Source organism: Melioribacter sp., assembly GCF_049325435.1.
GTDB lineage: Bacteria > Bacteroidota > Ignavibacteria > Ignavibacteriales > Melioribacteraceae > Melioribacter > Melioribacter roseus.
This window is the reverse complement of the sequence record NZ_JBMOLD010000014.1, coordinates 1-16,077: the sequence shown is the minus strand read 5'-3', so window position 1 is coordinate 16,077 and position 16,077 is coordinate 1. Positions and strand designations below refer to the sequence as shown.

The window sequence follows — 16,077 nt, the reverse complement described above, 5'->3', positions numbered from 1 at the left end:
ATGAAATTTTTCCTGAAGCTATCTTTTGTGTTCTTTATTTCTGTTATTCTTTTTGCACAAAACGAGAATGAATTTATAAGGGGAGTGGACATTTCGTTCACTCCCCAAATTGAAGATCTCGGCGGGAAATTTAAATTAAACGGCGAGACGAGAGACCTGCTCGATATCCTGAAAGAAAAAGGAGTTAATTACGTTCGACTCAGATTGTGGCATACTCCTTCCGACGGTTACTGCGGACTCGAAAAGACGCTCGAATTTGCCAAAAGAATAAAAGCTGCGGGATTTAAATTTTTGCTCGATTTCCATTACTCTGATTGGTGGGCTGATCCCGGAAAACAGAACAAACCTGCCGCCTGGCAAAATCTGTCTTTTGAAAGTCTGAAAGACAGCGTTTACGAGTATACTAAATTTGTATTGAACTCGCTTAAAAACCAAAATGCTCTGCCCGATATGGTGCAGATTGGAAATGAAATTACGGGCGGAATGCTCTGGCCCGACGGCAAGCTATACGGCGACGGACTTAACGAAGCTGCTCAATGGATTAAATTTACCGACCTTCTGAAAGAAGGAATACGAGCCGTTAAAGACGTCGACTCGTCTCACATTAAAATAATGATTCATATAGATCAAGGCGGAAACAACAGCGCTTCGGTTTATTTCTACAACCAGTTAAACAAACACAATGTGGAATACGACGTAATCGGACTTTCGTTTTATCCCTGGTGGCACGGCTCTCTGGAACAACTTGAGTATAATCTTAACGATCTTGCCGCCAGATTCAAGAAAGAGATTATTGTCGCCGAAACGGCATATCCGTGGACGCTTCAATATCAAAATGACGGACATGGAAATATATTCGGTCCTGATAAAAGTTTGCTGAAGGGCTTCCCTGCCACGCCGAGAGGTCAGAAAGACTTTTTAATTTTCCTCAAGAAAATTATCAAAGAAACTCGCAACGGCAAAGCTACCGGATTTTTTTACTGGGAACCTGCTTATATCTCTGTGCCGCCTATCGGCTCGTCATGGGAAAATCTTACTGTCTTCGGATTTACAAACTCCAACCTGGAAGCCGAAGCTCTTGAGTCGATTAATGCGTTTTTACCCGAGGAAGATTTGCCCGTGGTTAATGTTACCGTTACCGTTAACACATCAACGCTGGCAGATACTTTGAAAACAAACGGAATTGTTCAGTTGCGCGGGGAAGTAAAAGGCAAAAGTTCGAGTCTTCTTCCCGACGGAAAGAGAATTTCGTGGGACAGTCAATCAGAATTGATATTGAAAAACATCGACGGCGACTATTGGCGGACGACTTTCCAGATTTATGAGGACGACACTCTCGAATTCAAAATCTGGACAGGTCACATGCTCGCAAAACCGACGCGTTTGCGCGCAGGCTTTGAAGGACCCGTATCGGCTTACGACGGAAGCGGCAGAAATATAAGGCTTTTTATTGCCGGCGGCAACGACACTGTTTTGCCGGTTCAATATTTTAATTCCACTCCGGAATGGACAGATCAATATTACAATCCCGTGGAGCATATAGAAGATTCCGTCGGAGTGATGTTTCGCGTTAATCTTGCCGGGTTGGTAAAAAACAATCTATTCGATCCGAACAAAAATCAAACTGTCGCGGTAAGGGGCGATTCCGTTCAATCCGGGGGAGTTCTTTCATGGAACGTCAACAAACTCGAGCTTGAACGCGAAATCTACAGCGCGGACGAAGCCCCGTTTTATTCGGGAGTAATTTATTTTCCTAAAGACAAGATTGAAAAGGGCAGAAAAATCAATTATAAATTTTATGTGGATGGAAGTTCTTTCGGCGGCTGGGAATCGGGCGTCGACGACAGATTTTTTTATTTCCCCGAAAACGACACCACGCTCCATTGGAAATTCTTTAACGACAATAAAACGATTACCGGGTTGAATAACGAAAATAACGAAATACCCAAAGATATCGTACTCTATCAAAATTATCCCAATCCGTTCAATCCCTCTACTACGATTGAATATTCGCTTTCGCGCGGCGTCGATGTTAATATAGATATTTACAACGTCTACGGAGAATTAATAAAATCTTTTGAAGAAAATTCGAAACCGCCCGGGCGTTACAGCGTTGTTTGGTACGGCGACGATAATTACGGCAACCGGGTTTCTTCGGGAGTTTATTTTCTAAAACTCACAGCGGACAACAAAACCATTACAAAAAAACTGACGCTTTTAAAATGAAAAAATACATTCTTGTTTTACTTCTGTTGACAGGAGCGTTTAATAGTCACTATTCCCAAGACGGCGGCGTGTATGTTGATGATAAAGGCGCTCTGCGCTGGAACGACAGTCGTTCGGAAGTACGGTTGTTCGGCGTTAACTATACCGCGCCGTTTGCGTTTTCGTATAAAGCGCTTAAAGACCTCGGACTCGATATAAAAAGCGCAATTGATCTCGACGTTAAACACCTTGTGCGTCTGGGCGTCAAGGCTTATCGAATTCATATGTGGGACAGGGAAATTTCCGACAGAGAAGGCAATCTCCTGGAAAACGAGCATATGGAATTGTTCGATTATCTTTTGATGAAATTAAAAGAAAACGGCATTAAAATCATATTGACTCCGATAGCGTGGTGGGGCACAAGGTGGCCGATGCCGGACGTGGAAACGCCGGGTTTTTCTCAAGTCTATTCGAAAGTGGAGTTGTTGACAAATCCAAATGCGAGAGCCGCTCAAAGAAATTATCTTAAACAGGTTATTAATCACATAAACAGATATACCGGAATCTCATATAAAGACGAACCGTCGATAATTGCCGTAGAAATAGTAAACGAACCGCATCATCCCGACGATCCCGAAGTGGTTACTCAATATATCGATGAAATGTATCACGTTCTGAGAAGCGAGGGTTTTGCCAAGCCGATATTTTATAACATTAGCGAAAACTGGAGCGACCTACAGGCTCAGGCTGTATGCAATTCGAAAGCCGAAGGCGTTTCTTTTCAATGGTATCCGACCGGACTTGTTCACAATAAAATGTTAAAAGGGAATTATCTTTTTAACGTAGACGAATATAAAATACCGTCGGAATCAATCGAAGGGTTCGATCGAAAAGCAAAAATGGTTTATGAATTCGACGCCGCTGATATCGGCTATTCGTATATGTACCTTGCCATGGCGCGCAGTTTCAGAGAAGCCGGAATGCAGTTTGCCGCCGTATTCAGTTACGACCCCGCCCAAATCGCATGGAGCAATACCGAATATCAAACGCATTTTATTAATCTTTTGTACACGCCCAATAAAGCCATCGGAATGATGATTGCAGCCAGGGCGTTCGAGTTATTGCCTCATAAAAAATCGTTCGGCAGATATCCGGCAAATAATAAATTCGGCGTCTTCCTGATCGATCGTAAAGCCGACCTTGCATTGATGAATTGCGACACTGCGTTTTATTATTCCAACAGTACTGATATTTATCCCGCGTCGCAGGAAAAATTAAAACATATTGCCGGAGTGGGCAAATCGCCATTGGTTGATTACGAAGGCACGGGAGCTTATTTTCTAGATAAAATTGACAGCGGTTTGTGGAAACTCGAGGTTTATCCCGACGCTGTTTGGATAAAAGACCCCTTCGAACAAACAAGTCTTAATAGAGAAGCGGCGCGGCTCTACTTCAAAAAACACGAAATAAAATTTAATGCCTCTCTGTTCGGAGAAAAAATTAAACTCTATTCATACGACGGAAATTACAAGCTTCCCGACAGCGCGCAAAGCTTTGTCGTTGAACCCGGGGTCTATTTGTTGTCGGATAATTCGATAACGAAAGAAATGCTGTCCGCTCATTTGTCCGGCGCAGACAACTTCCTCGGGGGACTGTTTTTGCCGGAACATGGAAAAGGCAAAGTAGATGTTTATAACCGCACTGAATCCGTATTAAACGCCGCGAACGCTCCCGAATTTATATTTACGGTAGCGTCGGAAAAAAAGATAATAGACGCGGATCTGTATGCGCGCAGACTCTGGTGGCGGGGATTTCAGAAATTCGAGTTGGAAAAAATTTCGGCGTACGAATACCGTCTCTCAAAAAAAGACAATTTATTCCGTCCGGGATTGATTGAATATTGCGTCGTGATTACAACAGACGATGGAAAGAGCGTCTTCCCCGGCGGAGGCGCGCTAACTCCGGAAGATTGGGATTTCGATCCCGCAAATATCTGGAGGCTTGATATTACCGATACGAACATTTCGGTTTTGTTCGACCCTTTGCGGGATCGTAAAGATTTGGTCTTCCCGCATTTTTCCAGAGATATGAGGTACTCGCTCGATTATAAGACCGGAGTTTCATTTACCTCTTTGAACATTAATGTTACCTATACGGATAATCCTTCCGGCGGCTTCGGCTTCCAGAACGGCATCGAACAATATACGAATGATTCGATCGACTATGAATATATGACGCTTTACGGAAGCGCAGGAGACGCTACTGGAGATACAATAAAAGTGAACCTGCTTACAAACGACGGAGCGGTCTATTCAAAAGAAATAGTATTGACTCTCGAAAAGAATGAATATAAAATTCCGCTTTCGGAATTCAAATTATCGGAAGCATTGCTTTTGCCCAATTCGTATCCGCGTTTTTTGCCTCGCAAAAGGAAAAGTATAAACACATCAAAATCCTTAAAAGAGAATCTCAAAAATTTGGCCTTCCTTCAGGTCGTAAACGAACCCGGGTCGGCGGGCGTACGACAATTCAGCATCGGAAAGATATTATTAACAAAATAAATACGGTCTATTGTTATGAGTAAAAACAACTTTAGTATCGGTCGGGAAGAAATTCCTCAGTCTAATTTACCGTCCGGAAGGAAAAACGGAACTTCGTTGTCGATTTGTACGGTTGTTAATAATTCGAGCCGGGAAGGCTTTTCCGTTATCCCCGAATTGGGAGGCAGGTTATATGAACTCTATCTTTCGAACGGTAAAAAAGTTTATCAGGTGTTGCGCCGTTTCAACCCCTCTTCAATCGAAAGCCGCGACGATTTATTCACCAATGCGAAAATGTGTCCTTATGTCGGAAGAGTCGATCGTGGCAAATATGTTTTCAACGGAAACGAATACCAACTGCCCGTCAATTACCCGGAAGAAGGCAACTCTTCGCACGGATTGCTCTTCGATAAACCCTTCAACATTGTAGAGATGAAGAACGGGGAAGATACGGCGGAAATTATTCTCGAATACGAGTACAGGAAAGAAAACGAAGGTTATCCGTTCGATTTCAATATCACGATCGCTCATCGAATCGAAAAGGGAAAAGGGTATTCGTGCGTAACAAAGATTGAAAATTTATCTGATACCGGAATACCTGTGGCGGACGGCTGGCATCCTTATTTCGACCTGAATGAAAAAATCGACAATCTAAAACTCCAGCTTGACTCGGACGAAATGATCTTGACCGACGAAAACAGAATTCCTGCTTCTCGTATTAAGTACGGCGAGTTCAGAGCGCTGAAAAATTTGGGCGATACTTTTTTGGATAATTGTTTTACTTTGATTCCGGAGAACGGCTTTGTGAATACATTCCTTATTAATGAAAATGAGAATTTGCATCTTAAAATCTGGCAAGAAGCGGGAAATGCAAAATATAATTATCTTGTCATTTATACGCCGCCGGACAGAAAAACAATTGCAATCGAACCGATGACTTCCAACGTAAATGCTTTTAATAACGGCGAAGGCTTGATTATTCTGGAGCCGGGGCAATCATTCGATACCTCTTTCGGAATATCCGCTTTTTAATATCGCCAATTTTAGAACCAAAATCATACTTGCTTTTTCCCTGAAGATATATATGTTATATTTGTAAAAAAAACGGGGAAACTATGAAAAGTATGCTTGTGGTTTTTTTGTTATTTTTTGTCGGCATAACAACCGGGCAGGAAAACGGCGCGATTAAACTGCCCGAACCCGACACGAATGGCGGCGCTCCTTTAATGACCGCACTGCAAAAACGCTCGTCCAACAGGAATTTCGACACACTTTCACTTTCGATGCGGCAGGTATCGAATCTCTTATGGGCGGCTTACGGAATTAACCGACCGGAAAGCGGAAAACGCACGGCCCCCTCCGCTATGAACTGGCGGGAATATACAATCTATCTTTTTGACAAAAATGGAGTTTATGCTTACGACCCCGAAACTCATGCATTGATGAAAATATTAAAAGGCGATTATCGCGGTTACTGCGGCGTACAGGATTTCGTATCGGTCGCTCCGCTGAATCTTGTATACGTATCGGATTTTTCCAAAATGAGCCGTATTGAAGACGAAGAAATGAAACTGATGTTTACGTCCGCCGACTGCGGTTTTATAGCTCAGAATGTTTATCTTTATTGCGCTTCGGAAGGCCTCGCCGTTGTGGTAAGGGGACTGATTGAAAGAGATAAATTGAGTTCGCTTTTGAAACTCAAACCGGAACAGAAAATAATTCTTTCGCAGACGGTTGGATATCCGAAGAAATAGTATTTTTGCATTAAAAAGAAATGAGGTTTGCATGAGCAAATTCAAATATGTGATTAAAAGAAGCGGAGCCGTCGTTCCGTTTAATCCCGACAGAATTGCAAATGTAATTTACAGAGCGGCAGTCGCCGTAGGCGGCAGGGATAAAGAAAGAGCTCAATTCCTTGCGAAAGAAGTTGTAAAAGTAATGGAAGAAAAATTCGAAGAAGGCTATAAGCCGCACGTCGAAGAAATCCAGGATATAGTGGAAAAAGTTTTGATTGAAAACGGGCACGCAAAAGTAGCAAAGGAATTTATTTTATACAGGGAAGAAGCGGCAAGAAGACGACGCGCCGACTCCAAGCATTTTTCAAAACCATCCGAGTTTATACCGTGGGCTAAAGTATGGCGCTCGCTCGACTGGGCGGTTTCGCACAATCTTCATACTGTCGAAGCGGCGAACGAAAGAATCCGCAACGGAGAGTTTCCTCATATAGTACACGAAGCTGAAACCGCTTACGAGACCCAGCTCGATACAGCCGCCGAAATGATTAAGGAAAGAAGCGCCGAACTCAAAATGGTTTTTGTAAGCGGACCTTCTTCTTCGGGAAAAACGACTACTACGCTTAAGCTCGAGCAGCGCCTTAACAGAATGGGAATGAAGTTCGTCCCTCTTATTGTCGACAATTATTTCTTTGATCTGGAATTGCATCCGAAAGACGAATTCGGAGACTATGATTTCGAAACTCCCCAGGCGCTCGATCTCGAAATGATCAACGAACATTTAATAAAGCTAGCCGAAGGCCAGGAAGTGAAAATTCCGTATTATGATTTTAAAGAAGGCAAACGATATCTCGACAGAACGCCGATCAAAATTGAAAAAGACGAAGTGCTGTTAATCGACAGTTTGCACGGACTTTATCCGGAATTTGCAAAAGGAATTCCGGCTTCTCAGAAGTTCAAATTGTATCTCGAGCCGCTGCTTCAGATGAAAATGCCCGACGGTAAATATATTCGATGGACAGACCTGAGATTAATAAGAAGAATGCTGAGAGATTCCGTGCATCGCGCTTATAATCCCGAACAAACTCTTTTGCACTGGCATTACGTACGCTCTTCCGAAAAAAGAAACATTTTGCCGTATTGCAATACCGCCGATTATATCGTTAATACGTCAATGCCGTACGAGGTGCCTTTGTATCGTCCCAAACTTCTCGATAATTTCCGGGAATGGGAAAAGAAATACGAGGGAGACCCGTTGCGCGTCGACGCTTACGAACGCGCTTCCCGCGTAAGAAAAATGCTCGAAGCAATCGAACCGGTCGAAGACGATTCTCCAATTCCGGGCGATTCTGTTTTGAGAGAATTTATAGGCGGAAGCGCTCTCAATTACCATTAGATTTTATCAAACCGGAAGCAGACGCAACTGCTTCCGGTTTTTTTTCAGTCGAAATGCATATTAATCAAAGGCAGAACTTTCGTCCAGACCGAATTGTTTTTGGCAATATTGATTAAACCGATCTGCGCGCCGTTTAGATTTTCCGCAACGTTAAAAATGCCGATAGTCAAGCCGTTCTGTCGGTCATAAACTTTGTTGTACGCCGCAATTGAAACCCCCTTGAGATTATTGACGTCGAGCCAGCCCGGCGAAACGTTCAAACCAGTAAACGTTTCGGCTTCGGTTTTATATCCAACTATATTCATTCCCGTTATGTTTTCTTTGCTTACTATTGCCAGGAGCGATTGATTGAGTCCGCAGATAGATCCCTGGCTTACAATAGCCACGCCGCCGAAATTTAATCCCGTAATATTCTCCTGGGAAACGAGAGCCAACGCGGAAACGGAGATTCCTTTAATCGATTCCTGGGATACGAGCGCCAATCCTCCGATATTGAGACCCCGCATCTCTTCCTGCGAGACCATTGCAAGCCCGCCGAAGTTTATGCCCGTTATTTCGCTTTGACTTACGAGCGCAAGCAACGCAAAGTTGAGTCCTTTCAAATTACCGTTGGAAACCGCAGCAAGTCCGCCGATATTGACTCCGGTAATGCTGCCGTTTGCCGCCAGCGCAATTCCGCCGAAATTAATGCCTTCAATATAACCGTTTGACGCTACCGCAATGCCGCTCAAATTAATTCCCCTCAAACCTTCTTCCGCCACCGCGGCGGCAAGTCCGAATGTTATACCGTTTAATTTCGATGCGGCGGGAGCCAATCCTATTGAAATACCGTTGACGGTTCCGGTAATACTCTCGCCGGGTTTCCAGAATGTAAAATTCAATCCGTTAATTGTACCCAAATCGCAGTCCGACGTATTAAATCGTACTCCGTTCCAATGCTTCGAATTTCCGAAGCTGACGCCGCTTTTGCTAAAACCGATGTTGAGAGCTTGATGGTCGCAGTAGCTTGTGTCGTTTTCTTCCTGGGCAAGGACTGTAACGAACGACAAAAGAATAAAAATGAAAATCGACTTTTTCATAATTCTACCGTTAAAAAGTTTTTAGTAAGCGATTGTTTAGACTCGTAAGAGGCGTGAAAAGTTACTTGTTTTGGAAAAAAAGTTCTTCGTGCAAAAAGGGTATAATGGCGGTCTTCAGCCCTTCGACGTATAATTCTTTTCTGTTCATAACTCCCCGGGTGAAAAATCCGATTGCGCCTTCTTTTTGTTTGGTGTTTTCACGCTTCGTCAATTCGTCCATAACAGTTCCGAGCTCGACGCCGTCGAGAAGTTTTTGCGTGATTGAATCCGGCAGTTCGAAAAAAGGAGAGAGTCCGTAAGAATCTCTTTTCTTTGAATCGAGAATACACATACAGCCGAACGCAAACCATTTGTCGTACAGTTTTGTTATTCCGCCTTCGATTCCCACATAAAAATCGGCTTTGCCTGACTTGTCGTTAAACAAACTAAAAAGATGAAACGCGCGGTTGAAAGCGCCGCGAAAAGTTTCGTCGCCTACCGGCTGCGCATTAACGCCCGAAGGAGCGTTGTACGATTCGACTTCCGGGTTGTCGAAGTATATCGAAAAGACTTCGCGCGCCGCTTCGATTTTAACCGGATTTTTTGAGCCTACGATGATTTTCATTTTCTTAAACTATTGATAACATTCTGTCGATTGGTATTCTCGCTTTTTGCGCAATCTCCTCGGGCACTTTGACTTCGTATTTTTCGTGGAGGAGCGACTCGTATAATTTCTCGAGCGTTATCATTTTCATGTATTCGCAAACCGATTCGTCGCTTACGGGGAAGTAATTCGATTGCGGCTTGATTTTTTTCAATCGGTGGAGGATTCCGACTTCGGTTGCGATAACAAACTCGTCGGCGTCGCTTTCTTTAACATAATTAATCATGCCTTCGGTAGAAAATATATGAATGTTTTTACAATCGAAATAGAGTTGGGATTTCAGCATACACGACGTAGAACATCCGCATTCGGGATGAATCAAAAATTCGGCGTTCGGATGTTTGGCGCGCGCGTCGTCGAAATTTATGTCGCCTATTTTTTCATGAACGTGGCAGGCTCCGTTCCAGATTTCCATATTTCTGCCGGTAACTGCGCTTACGTACATTCCCAAAAAACGGTCGGGCAGAAAGAGTATTTTTTTCTCTTTCGGTATCGATTCGACGACCTTGACCGCATTCGACGACGTTACGCAGTAATCGCTCTCGGCTTTGACTTCCGCGGTTGTATTTACATAAGAAACAACGACTGCGCCGGGATGCTCTTTTTTCCAGGCTCTCAACTGTTCTGCGTCGATAGTAGAGGCAAGCGAGCAGCCGGCTTCCGGATCGGGAATCAAAACTTTTTTATCGGGTGATATAATCGAGGCTGTTTCCGCCATAAAGTGAACGCCGCAAAATACGATTACGTCGGCGTCTGTTTTTGCCGCCTGCTGCGACAGCCCGAGTGAATCGCCCACAAAATCCGCTATGTCCTGTATCTCGGGTATTTGATAATTGTGAGCGAGTATTACTGCGTTCTTTTCCTTTTTCAATCTGTTAATTTCATTTATAATATCGTTCATTTTCAAGCCTGTTTTTTGTTTGATATTTTCATACTGAGGTCGAGCGCTTTAACCGAGTGCGTAAGCGATCCGACGGAGATAAAATCGACGCCCGCAGTCGCTATTTTTTTTATACGCTTTAAATCGACATTGCCCGAAGCTTCGGTTTTGCATTTCCCGTTTATCAGTTTAACCGCTTTTTTCATTTGAGAAATTGTCATATTGTCGAGCATTATAATATCGGCTCCGGCGTCGAGAGCTTCCCGCACTTCCATTAAATTAGTCGTTTCTACTTCAACTTTATATTTTTTGCCGTATTTTTTTCTGACGCGGTTAACGGCGTTTTTAATGCCGCCGGCGGCTTCAATATGGTTGTCTTTAATCAGCACCATATCATAAAGTCCGAAACGATGATTTGTTCCTCCGCCCGCATACACTCCGTATTTGTCGAGCAGTCTAAGTCCGGGAACGGTCTTTCTGGTGTCCAGTATCTTTACGTTAGTATCGGCGACGGTTTCAATAAATTTACGCGCAGCGGTAGCGATTCCCGAAATCCGTTGAAGGAAATTCAAAGCCGTTCTCTCGCCCGAAAGCAATGCCCGCAGATTGCCCGTAACCTCGGCAACTTTTTGTCCTTTTTTTACCTCTTCGCCTTCGGCGATTAAATTTTTCCACTTTGAATTTCCGTCGAGTTTTTTGAAAACGTCTTTTGCAACGAACAGACCGGCAATTACCCCGGATTCTTTCGCATAGATAGCCGCCGTGCCTTTTTGATGCGGAGGTATAATGGCGTTTGTTGTTACGTCGCCTTTGCCGATATCCTCATTTAGAGCGGTTTGAATAATCCGATCGACGCTTTTTCTGTCGGGTTTTTTCATTTCTAAAGTTTCCTTAATTCGGGTTCTGATGCTTTTTTATGAACAATTGTAACTTTGAATTTGTCGTTCGGATTCGGAAAATCCGACCTTCTGTGGCAGCCTCTGCTCTCTTCTCTTAATAATGCGGCATTTACAATCATGCCCGCAATATTTAGCAGGCCGGCAATTCTGCTGTTATAATATTCCCGGGGGTCGCTATCGTATTCGTTTCCGATTTTTGAAATTTCTTTTAATGCGGAATTTAATATTGCTCTGGAGCGAAGTATCCCCGCATTATTCCACAACAATTCTGCAATTCTGTTTTTTATGTCGATAAATAAATCGGATTTATTTTCGTCGATCCCAAAGTCGATAATTTCGGGCGGGGGATTATCCGTTGATTCTTTGTCGTTTTGAACCGCGTAATCAACGGCGCGTTTTCCGAAGACGAGGCATTCCAGAAGCGAATTGCTGGCAAGTCTGTTTGCGCCGTGAACTCCGGTCGAAGCTGTTTCGCCGACCGCATAAAGTCGATTTATAGTTGTCCTGCCGTTGACGTCGGTTTTTATTCCGCCGATAGTATAATGCGCCGCCGGCGCTATCGGCACGGGGTCTTTCGTAATGTCTATGCCGTATTTCAAAGCTTCGTTGTAAATGTGCGAAAATCTTTTTTTGATTTTATTTGGGTCGAGATGATTCATCACCAAAAAAACGTTCTTTTTTCTCGATCTTTTTAATTCTTCATAAATTGCTTCGGAAACGACATCTCTGGTGGCGAGTTCGGACTTGTCGACGTCCTGTAAAAAACGAATGCCTTCGTGATTGACAATATAGGCGCCTTCGCCTCTTACCGCTTCGCTTATCAAAAAAGTCTCTTCGCTGCCGGTATAAAACGAAGTGGGATGAAACTGTACGAATTCCATACTTTCGATTTCCGCGCCCGCTTCGAATGCCAGATTGATGCCTTCGCCAGTGGAGGTGTGCGGATTGGTTGAAAACGAATAAGCCGCCGAAAATCCTCCCGTGGCAAGAATTATCGACCTGCCGCCAAGATAAAAATTTTTTTTGTCGAGGTGATTATATGCAAAAACTCCCCGGCATTCGCCGTCGACAATATGAAGTTTATAAACGAGAGCGTTTTCTAGAATCGTAATATTACTGTTATTATAAATAAAGTTGAGTATAAAATTTACCACCTCTTTACCGGTTGCATCGCCCCCGGCGTGGAGAACTCTTTTGCGCGAATGCCCGCCTTCGAGACCGTAGCTGAGTTTTCCGTTTTCCGCGTCGAAGTTCATTCCCATCGAAATCAATTCTTTAACGCGGTCGATGCCTTCGTTGACCAATATTTCAACCGCTTTTTCGTTGCAAAGCCCCGCTCCTGCTTTTAATGTGTCTTCAAAATGAAGTTCGGGCGAGTCGTCTTCGCTTAAAGCCGCCGCAATTCCGCCCTGCGCAAGATAAGAGTTGCTGATTTCGATAGTGGTTTTAGTCAAAATCGCAACCTTGCCGTGTTCGGAGGCTTTTAAAGCGGAATAGAGTCCGGCAAGTCCGGCGCCTACAATTATGAAGTCGTAATTATTTTTCATTTTATGTTAAGATTAAAAAACGGAATACAAATCTATAGATGAATAATTATAAAATCACCGGTTTGAATCCTTTCGAAAAAAAAATCATCAGATTAGCTGTACAAATTAATAAATTATTAGAGGAATATCATGCTTCACACAAATCTCACACATGTTCTTTCGAAAGACGAACATTCGAAATTGTTGCAGGAAAACGAAAACGTTATGATATGCTGCGGACGAATGGGTCCGATGTGTATTCCGGTTTATGAAGCGATGGAAGAACTCGAAAACGAATATCCGCACGTGAAATTTGCCGATATGGAATTCGACCTTCCCGACGCAAGCGTTATAAGAGATTTACCCGAATGCAGAAACTTTGCCGGTCTGCCGTTCGTGGTTTACTATAAAAACGGAAAAGTAGTTAAAGCTACAAGCAGCATACAAACAAGAGATCAAATTACCGCTATACTCGACGAGCATTTCGGTAAAAACAATTAATTAATTCTCCCGGAGCATCAGGATGGAAAATCATTTCGAAGTTATTGTAATAGGCGCGGGTGCGGCGGGACTGACCGCCGGAATTTATTTGTCGAGAGCCAAGGTTAATACTCTCATTCTGAATGAAGGAGCCGTGGGCGGACAAATGGTGTTGACGCACGAGATTGCCAACTATCCGGGCGTCGACTCGATTAGCGGCTATCAACTCGCCAGAAATATGAAAAATCAGGCACTGAAATTCGGCGCCAAAATTAAATCGAACATTAAAATAAAAAGCATTAAACCCGAAGGCGAAATAAAATCCGTCGAACTTACAAACGGAGAAGTTTATACCTCCGACGCGCTGATTATTGCAACGGGAGGACGTTCGAGAACTCTTGGCGTTCCGGGAGAAGATAAATTCAAAGGAATGGGAATTTCGTATTGCGCAACGTGCGACGGCGACTTTTTCCAGGATAAAAAAATTATCGTTGTAGGAGGCGGAAATTCCGCGCTGGAGGAAGCCGTTGCGCTTACAAAGTACGCTTCGTCGGTTACAGTCGTGCATCAATTCGACCATTTCCAGGCATTCGAACATTACGTCGAGGAAGCGCGCAATAATCCCAAAATCAATTTTATAATGGAATCGAAAATCGAAGAATTTATAGGCGACGAAAGGTTAACCGCAGTTAAAATCAGAAATCAACGCACCGGCGAATTAACCGAGATGGAAATTGACGGAGTATTTGTTTTTATCGGTTACGCGCCGAACACGGAAATGTTCAAAGGCATACTCGAATTGAACGATTACGGCGAAATTGTAGTCGATAAAAATATGTCGACAAGTTTAAAAGGCGTATTTGCGGCGGGCGACTCGATTGCCAAAAGATTTCGTCAGGTTACCACAGCCGTAGGCGACGGAACGGTCGCGGCTTTGAGCGCCGCCGAATATGTAAACAACTTGAAAAAGTCAAAAGCGTAACCGGTCAATTCCTGAGCGGTTCAAACTTTGATTCCGGTAAAACGTATTACGGAGGCTTTTCCCCCGTGGCCCTTGCCTTCGTTGAGTTCCACAATTTCTTTGGCGAAATATTCGAAGTCGAGATCGATAAAATCCTCCGCTATGTCTTCCAGAGAATAGAGAAGCGATAAATTTTTCGGACCTCCCGAATCGTATTCCAACTGTTCCTTTTCAAAAGCTTCCATTATCAATCTGCCTCCTTTTTTCAAAGCGTCGATTGCTTTTTTATGAACTTCTTTTCTTAAATCTTCTTCTAGATGAAGGAAAAAGAGTCCGGCGGCGTCGTACGACTCCGGTTCGGGCTGATAATCGCTCAAATCGTGAACGATATAATTTATGGTTACTTTTTTTTCCGCTGCGAGCCGTTCGGCTTTTATTTTTCCTGATTGGCTGAAGTCGACCGCATCTACTTTCCATCCCAATGCTGCGGCATAAACGGCGTTTCTTCCTTCGCCTTCGCCCAGTAATAATAGTCTGCCCGGCGTAAGTTTGTCCAGTTGGCTTTTAAAAAATTCATTCGGCTCTATTCCGTAAATATATTCGTCAGAGGAAAATCTTTTGTCCCACAAATCTTTCATATTAATTCTCCGTAATTGATGAACAGCGGTTTATTTGGTATTTTTGTACGGTTAAAATAAAAAAATATTCGAATTGATTGACACATCGAAAATAATAATTGTCGGGGATCGCGTTTTAATAAAGCCGGAAGAGAGCGCCTCGAAAACCAACAGCGGTCTTTATTTGCCGCCCGGAGTGCACGAAAAAGAAAAAGTGCAGGGCGGATACGTAATTAAAGTCGGTCCGGGTTATCCGATGGGCGTTCCGGTGGAAGACGACGAACCCTGGAAAGAGCGCAAGCCGATAAAATATTTTCCTCTGCAGGCGCGCGAGGGCGACTATGCTGTCTTTCTTAGAAAGGAAGCCGTTGAAGTCGAAATCGACGGCGAAAAGTTAGTCGTGGTTCCTCAGGCGGCTATTTTAATTCTCTACCGGGACGAAGATTTGCTCGCGTAGTTTTGGGGTTCAACGTTCTTGGTTTTGGAGTTCAACGTTCGTTGTGTAATTAGGGAGCAGGGATTGGTGATCAGAAAATCTTTGTTATATGTTGATATACAATAGCCGATAGTTTTGACGTATAATATGCGCCTCTTTTTAAAGAAGAACATTGAACTTCGGCGATTCTAACGCCCGCACTTCCGCACACCCGAACAACACACGCCTCCGTCTTTGCGAGGAGCGAGCAAAGCGAACGACGAAGCAAACTCAAATGAATACAGGTGAGATACTTCCCCCACCTGCGGCGGGGTCTGTATGACAAATTACGGATCGAGTAGGTCTTTGTGGACGAGTGGTATGCGGGAAGTAAACTCAAATTAATGTCAGTAGAGATTACTTCGCCCCGCTGCGAGCGTGGCTCGTAATGACAAATAGCGAAAAGAAATTATGCGGCGCCAGCTACTGAAAAAAACAAACTCTGAAAGCGCCCACGTCTTTGCGACCCCGCAGAACGCGGGGGAAGCAAACTCAATTTAAGCCGTATATCTCGCCAAGTTATTCCGTTAAAAGTCAACAGAGAAAATTGACCTATTGTTATGTCAATTTTGATTTAGAGCCATATAGTTCTTTGACATGTTGAATAAGTTTTCTTAAGTTTCCTCAGGAAAACAGTGAGAGT

The 16,077-nt window shown here is 43.6% G+C and carries 14 protein-coding genes; 8 read left to right on the top strand and 6 right to left on the bottom strand.

The window, feature by feature from the left end; genetic code table 11:
• From ACOYVE_RS11275 to ACOYVE_RS11255, 5 genes are all read left to right on the top strand, one after another.
• A complete protein-coding gene (locus ACOYVE_RS11275; protein ID WP_422882009.1) occupies positions 1–2,226 on the top strand; it encodes a glycosyl hydrolase 53 family protein in 2,226 nt (741 codons plus the stop codon).
• Positions 2,223–4,766 carry a hypothetical protein gene (locus ACOYVE_RS11270; RefSeq protein WP_422882007.1) on the top strand — a complete coding sequence of 848 codons (2,544 nt, stop codon included), beginning with the start codon at positions 2,223–2,225 and terminating at the stop codon, positions 4,764–4,766. The genes ACOYVE_RS11275 and ACOYVE_RS11270 overlap by 4 nt, the downstream gene beginning before the upstream one ends.
• Positions 4,767–4,781: 15 nt before the next feature.
• Positions 4,782–5,777 (top strand): aldose 1-epimerase, encoded by a 996-nt coding sequence (locus tag ACOYVE_RS11265; RefSeq protein WP_014855636.1) that lies wholly within the window; start codon positions 4,782–4,784, stop codon positions 5,775–5,777.
• Between the two features lie 83 nt (positions 5,778–5,860).
• Positions 5,861–6,499 (top strand): SagB/ThcOx family dehydrogenase, encoded by a 639-nt coding sequence (locus tag ACOYVE_RS11260; protein ID WP_422882005.1) that lies wholly within the window; start codon positions 5,861–5,863, stop codon positions 6,497–6,499.
• Between the two features lie 31 nt (positions 6,500–6,530).
• Positions 6,531–7,874 (top strand): uridine kinase family protein, encoded by a 1,344-nt coding sequence (locus ACOYVE_RS11255; protein ID WP_014855634.1) that lies wholly within the window; start codon positions 6,531–6,533, stop codon positions 7,872–7,874.
• Between the two features lie 44 nt (positions 7,875–7,918).
• Here the strand turns inward: ACOYVE_RS11255 and ACOYVE_RS11250 are convergent, their stop codons facing one another.
• From ACOYVE_RS11250 to nadB, 5 genes are all read right to left on the bottom strand, one after another.
• Positions 7,919–8,953, bottom strand: coding sequence for a hypothetical protein (locus ACOYVE_RS11250; RefSeq protein ID WP_422882004.1), 1,035 nt, complete (start codon positions 8,951–8,953; stop codon positions 7,919–7,921).
• A gap of 61 nt (positions 8,954–9,014) precedes the next feature.
• Positions 9,015–9,557, bottom strand: a complete 543-nt coding sequence (yjjX, locus tag ACOYVE_RS11245; protein WP_014855632.1) for an inosine/xanthosine triphosphatase — start codon at positions 9,555–9,557, stop codon at positions 9,015–9,017.
• A 4-nt stretch (positions 9,558–9,561) separates the two neighbouring features.
• Positions 9,562–10,497 carry a quinolinate synthase NadA gene (gene nadA, locus ACOYVE_RS11240; RefSeq protein WP_422882002.1) on the bottom strand — a complete coding sequence of 312 codons (936 nt, stop codon included), beginning with the start codon at positions 10,495–10,497 and terminating at the stop codon, positions 9,562–9,564.
• A 2-nt stretch (positions 10,498–10,499) separates the two neighbouring features.
• A complete protein-coding gene (nadC, locus tag ACOYVE_RS11235; protein WP_422882000.1) occupies positions 10,500–11,354 on the bottom strand; it encodes a carboxylating nicotinate-nucleotide diphosphorylase in 855 nt (284 codons plus the stop codon).
• A 2-nt stretch (positions 11,355–11,356) separates the two neighbouring features.
• Positions 11,357–12,922 (bottom strand): L-aspartate oxidase, encoded by a 1,566-nt coding sequence (gene nadB / locus ACOYVE_RS11230; RefSeq protein ID WP_422881998.1) that lies wholly within the window; start codon positions 12,920–12,922, stop codon positions 11,357–11,359.
• A 129-nt stretch (positions 12,923–13,051) separates the two neighbouring features.
• Between nadB and ACOYVE_RS11225 the strand changes: the two genes are divergently transcribed.
• Both ACOYVE_RS11225 and trxB read left to right on the top strand, forming a co-directional pair.
• Entirely contained in the window at positions 13,052–13,402 is a 351-nt protein-coding gene (locus tag ACOYVE_RS11225; protein ID WP_014855628.1) for a thioredoxin family protein, read from the top strand.
• Between the two features lie 22 nt (positions 13,403–13,424).
• A complete protein-coding gene (gene trxB, locus ACOYVE_RS11220; protein ID WP_014855627.1) occupies positions 13,425–14,363 on the top strand; it encodes a thioredoxin-disulfide reductase in 939 nt (312 codons plus the stop codon).
• Positions 14,364–14,383: 20 nt separating this feature from the next.
• Here the strand turns inward: trxB and ACOYVE_RS11215 are convergent, their stop codons facing one another.
• Positions 14,384–14,980 (bottom strand): class I SAM-dependent methyltransferase, encoded by a 597-nt coding sequence (locus tag ACOYVE_RS11215; RefSeq protein ID WP_014855626.1) that lies wholly within the window; start codon positions 14,978–14,980, stop codon positions 14,384–14,386.
• A 73-nt stretch (positions 14,981–15,053) separates the two neighbouring features.
• Between ACOYVE_RS11215 and ACOYVE_RS11210 the strand changes: the two genes are divergently transcribed.
• On the top strand, positions 15,054–15,416 hold the full coding sequence (locus ACOYVE_RS11210; RefSeq protein ID WP_014855625.1) for a co-chaperone GroES: 363 nt from the start codon (positions 15,054–15,056) through the stop codon (positions 15,414–15,416).
• Positions 15,417–16,077 lie beyond the last annotated feature (661 nt).

What these genes read in the sequence shown, in the direction of transcription:
- nadC (WP_422882000.1), bottom strand. Translation starts at nt 11,354, where the DNA reads ATGAAAAAACCCGACAGAAAAAGCGTCGATCGGATTATTCAAACCGCT.
- ACOYVE_RS11250 (WP_422882004.1), bottom strand. Translation starts at nt 8,953, where the DNA reads ATGAAAAAGTCGATTTTCATTTTTATTCTTTTGTCGTTCGTTACAGTC.
- trxB (WP_014855627.1), top strand. Translation starts at nt 13,425, where the DNA reads ATGGAAAATCATTTCGAAGTTATTGTAATAGGCGCGGGTGCGGCGGGA.
- ACOYVE_RS11265 (WP_014855636.1), top strand. Translation starts at nt 4,782, where the DNA reads ATGAGTAAAAACAACTTTAGTATCGGTCGGGAAGAAATTCCTCAGTCT.
- ACOYVE_RS11215 (WP_014855626.1), bottom strand. Translation starts at nt 14,980, where the DNA reads ATGAAAGATTTGTGGGACAAAAGATTTTCCTCTGACGAATATATTTAC.
- ACOYVE_RS11270 (WP_422882007.1), top strand. Translation starts at nt 2,223, where the DNA reads ATGAAAAAATACATTCTTGTTTTACTTCTGTTGACAGGAGCGTTTAAT.
- nadB (WP_422881998.1), bottom strand. Translation starts at nt 12,922, where the DNA reads ATGAAAAATAATTACGACTTCATAATTGTAGGCGCCGGACTTGCCGGA.
- ACOYVE_RS11275 (WP_422882009.1), top strand. Translation starts at nt 1, where the DNA reads ATGAAATTTTTCCTGAAGCTATCTTTTGTGTTCTTTATTTCTGTTATT.
- yjjX (WP_014855632.1), bottom strand. Translation starts at nt 9,557, where the DNA reads ATGAAAATCATCGTAGGCTCAAAAAATCCGGTTAAAATCGAAGCGGCG.
- ACOYVE_RS11225 (WP_014855628.1), top strand. Translation starts at nt 13,052, where the DNA reads ATGCTTCACACAAATCTCACACATGTTCTTTCGAAAGACGAACATTCG.
- nadA (WP_422882002.1), bottom strand. Translation starts at nt 10,497, where the DNA reads ATGAACGATATTATAAATGAAATTAACAGATTGAAAAAGGAAAAGAAC.
- ACOYVE_RS11255 (WP_014855634.1), top strand. Translation starts at nt 6,531, where the DNA reads ATGAGCAAATTCAAATATGTGATTAAAAGAAGCGGAGCCGTCGTTCCG.
- ACOYVE_RS11260 (WP_422882005.1), top strand. Translation starts at nt 5,861, where the DNA reads ATGAAAAGTATGCTTGTGGTTTTTTTGTTATTTTTTGTCGGCATAACA.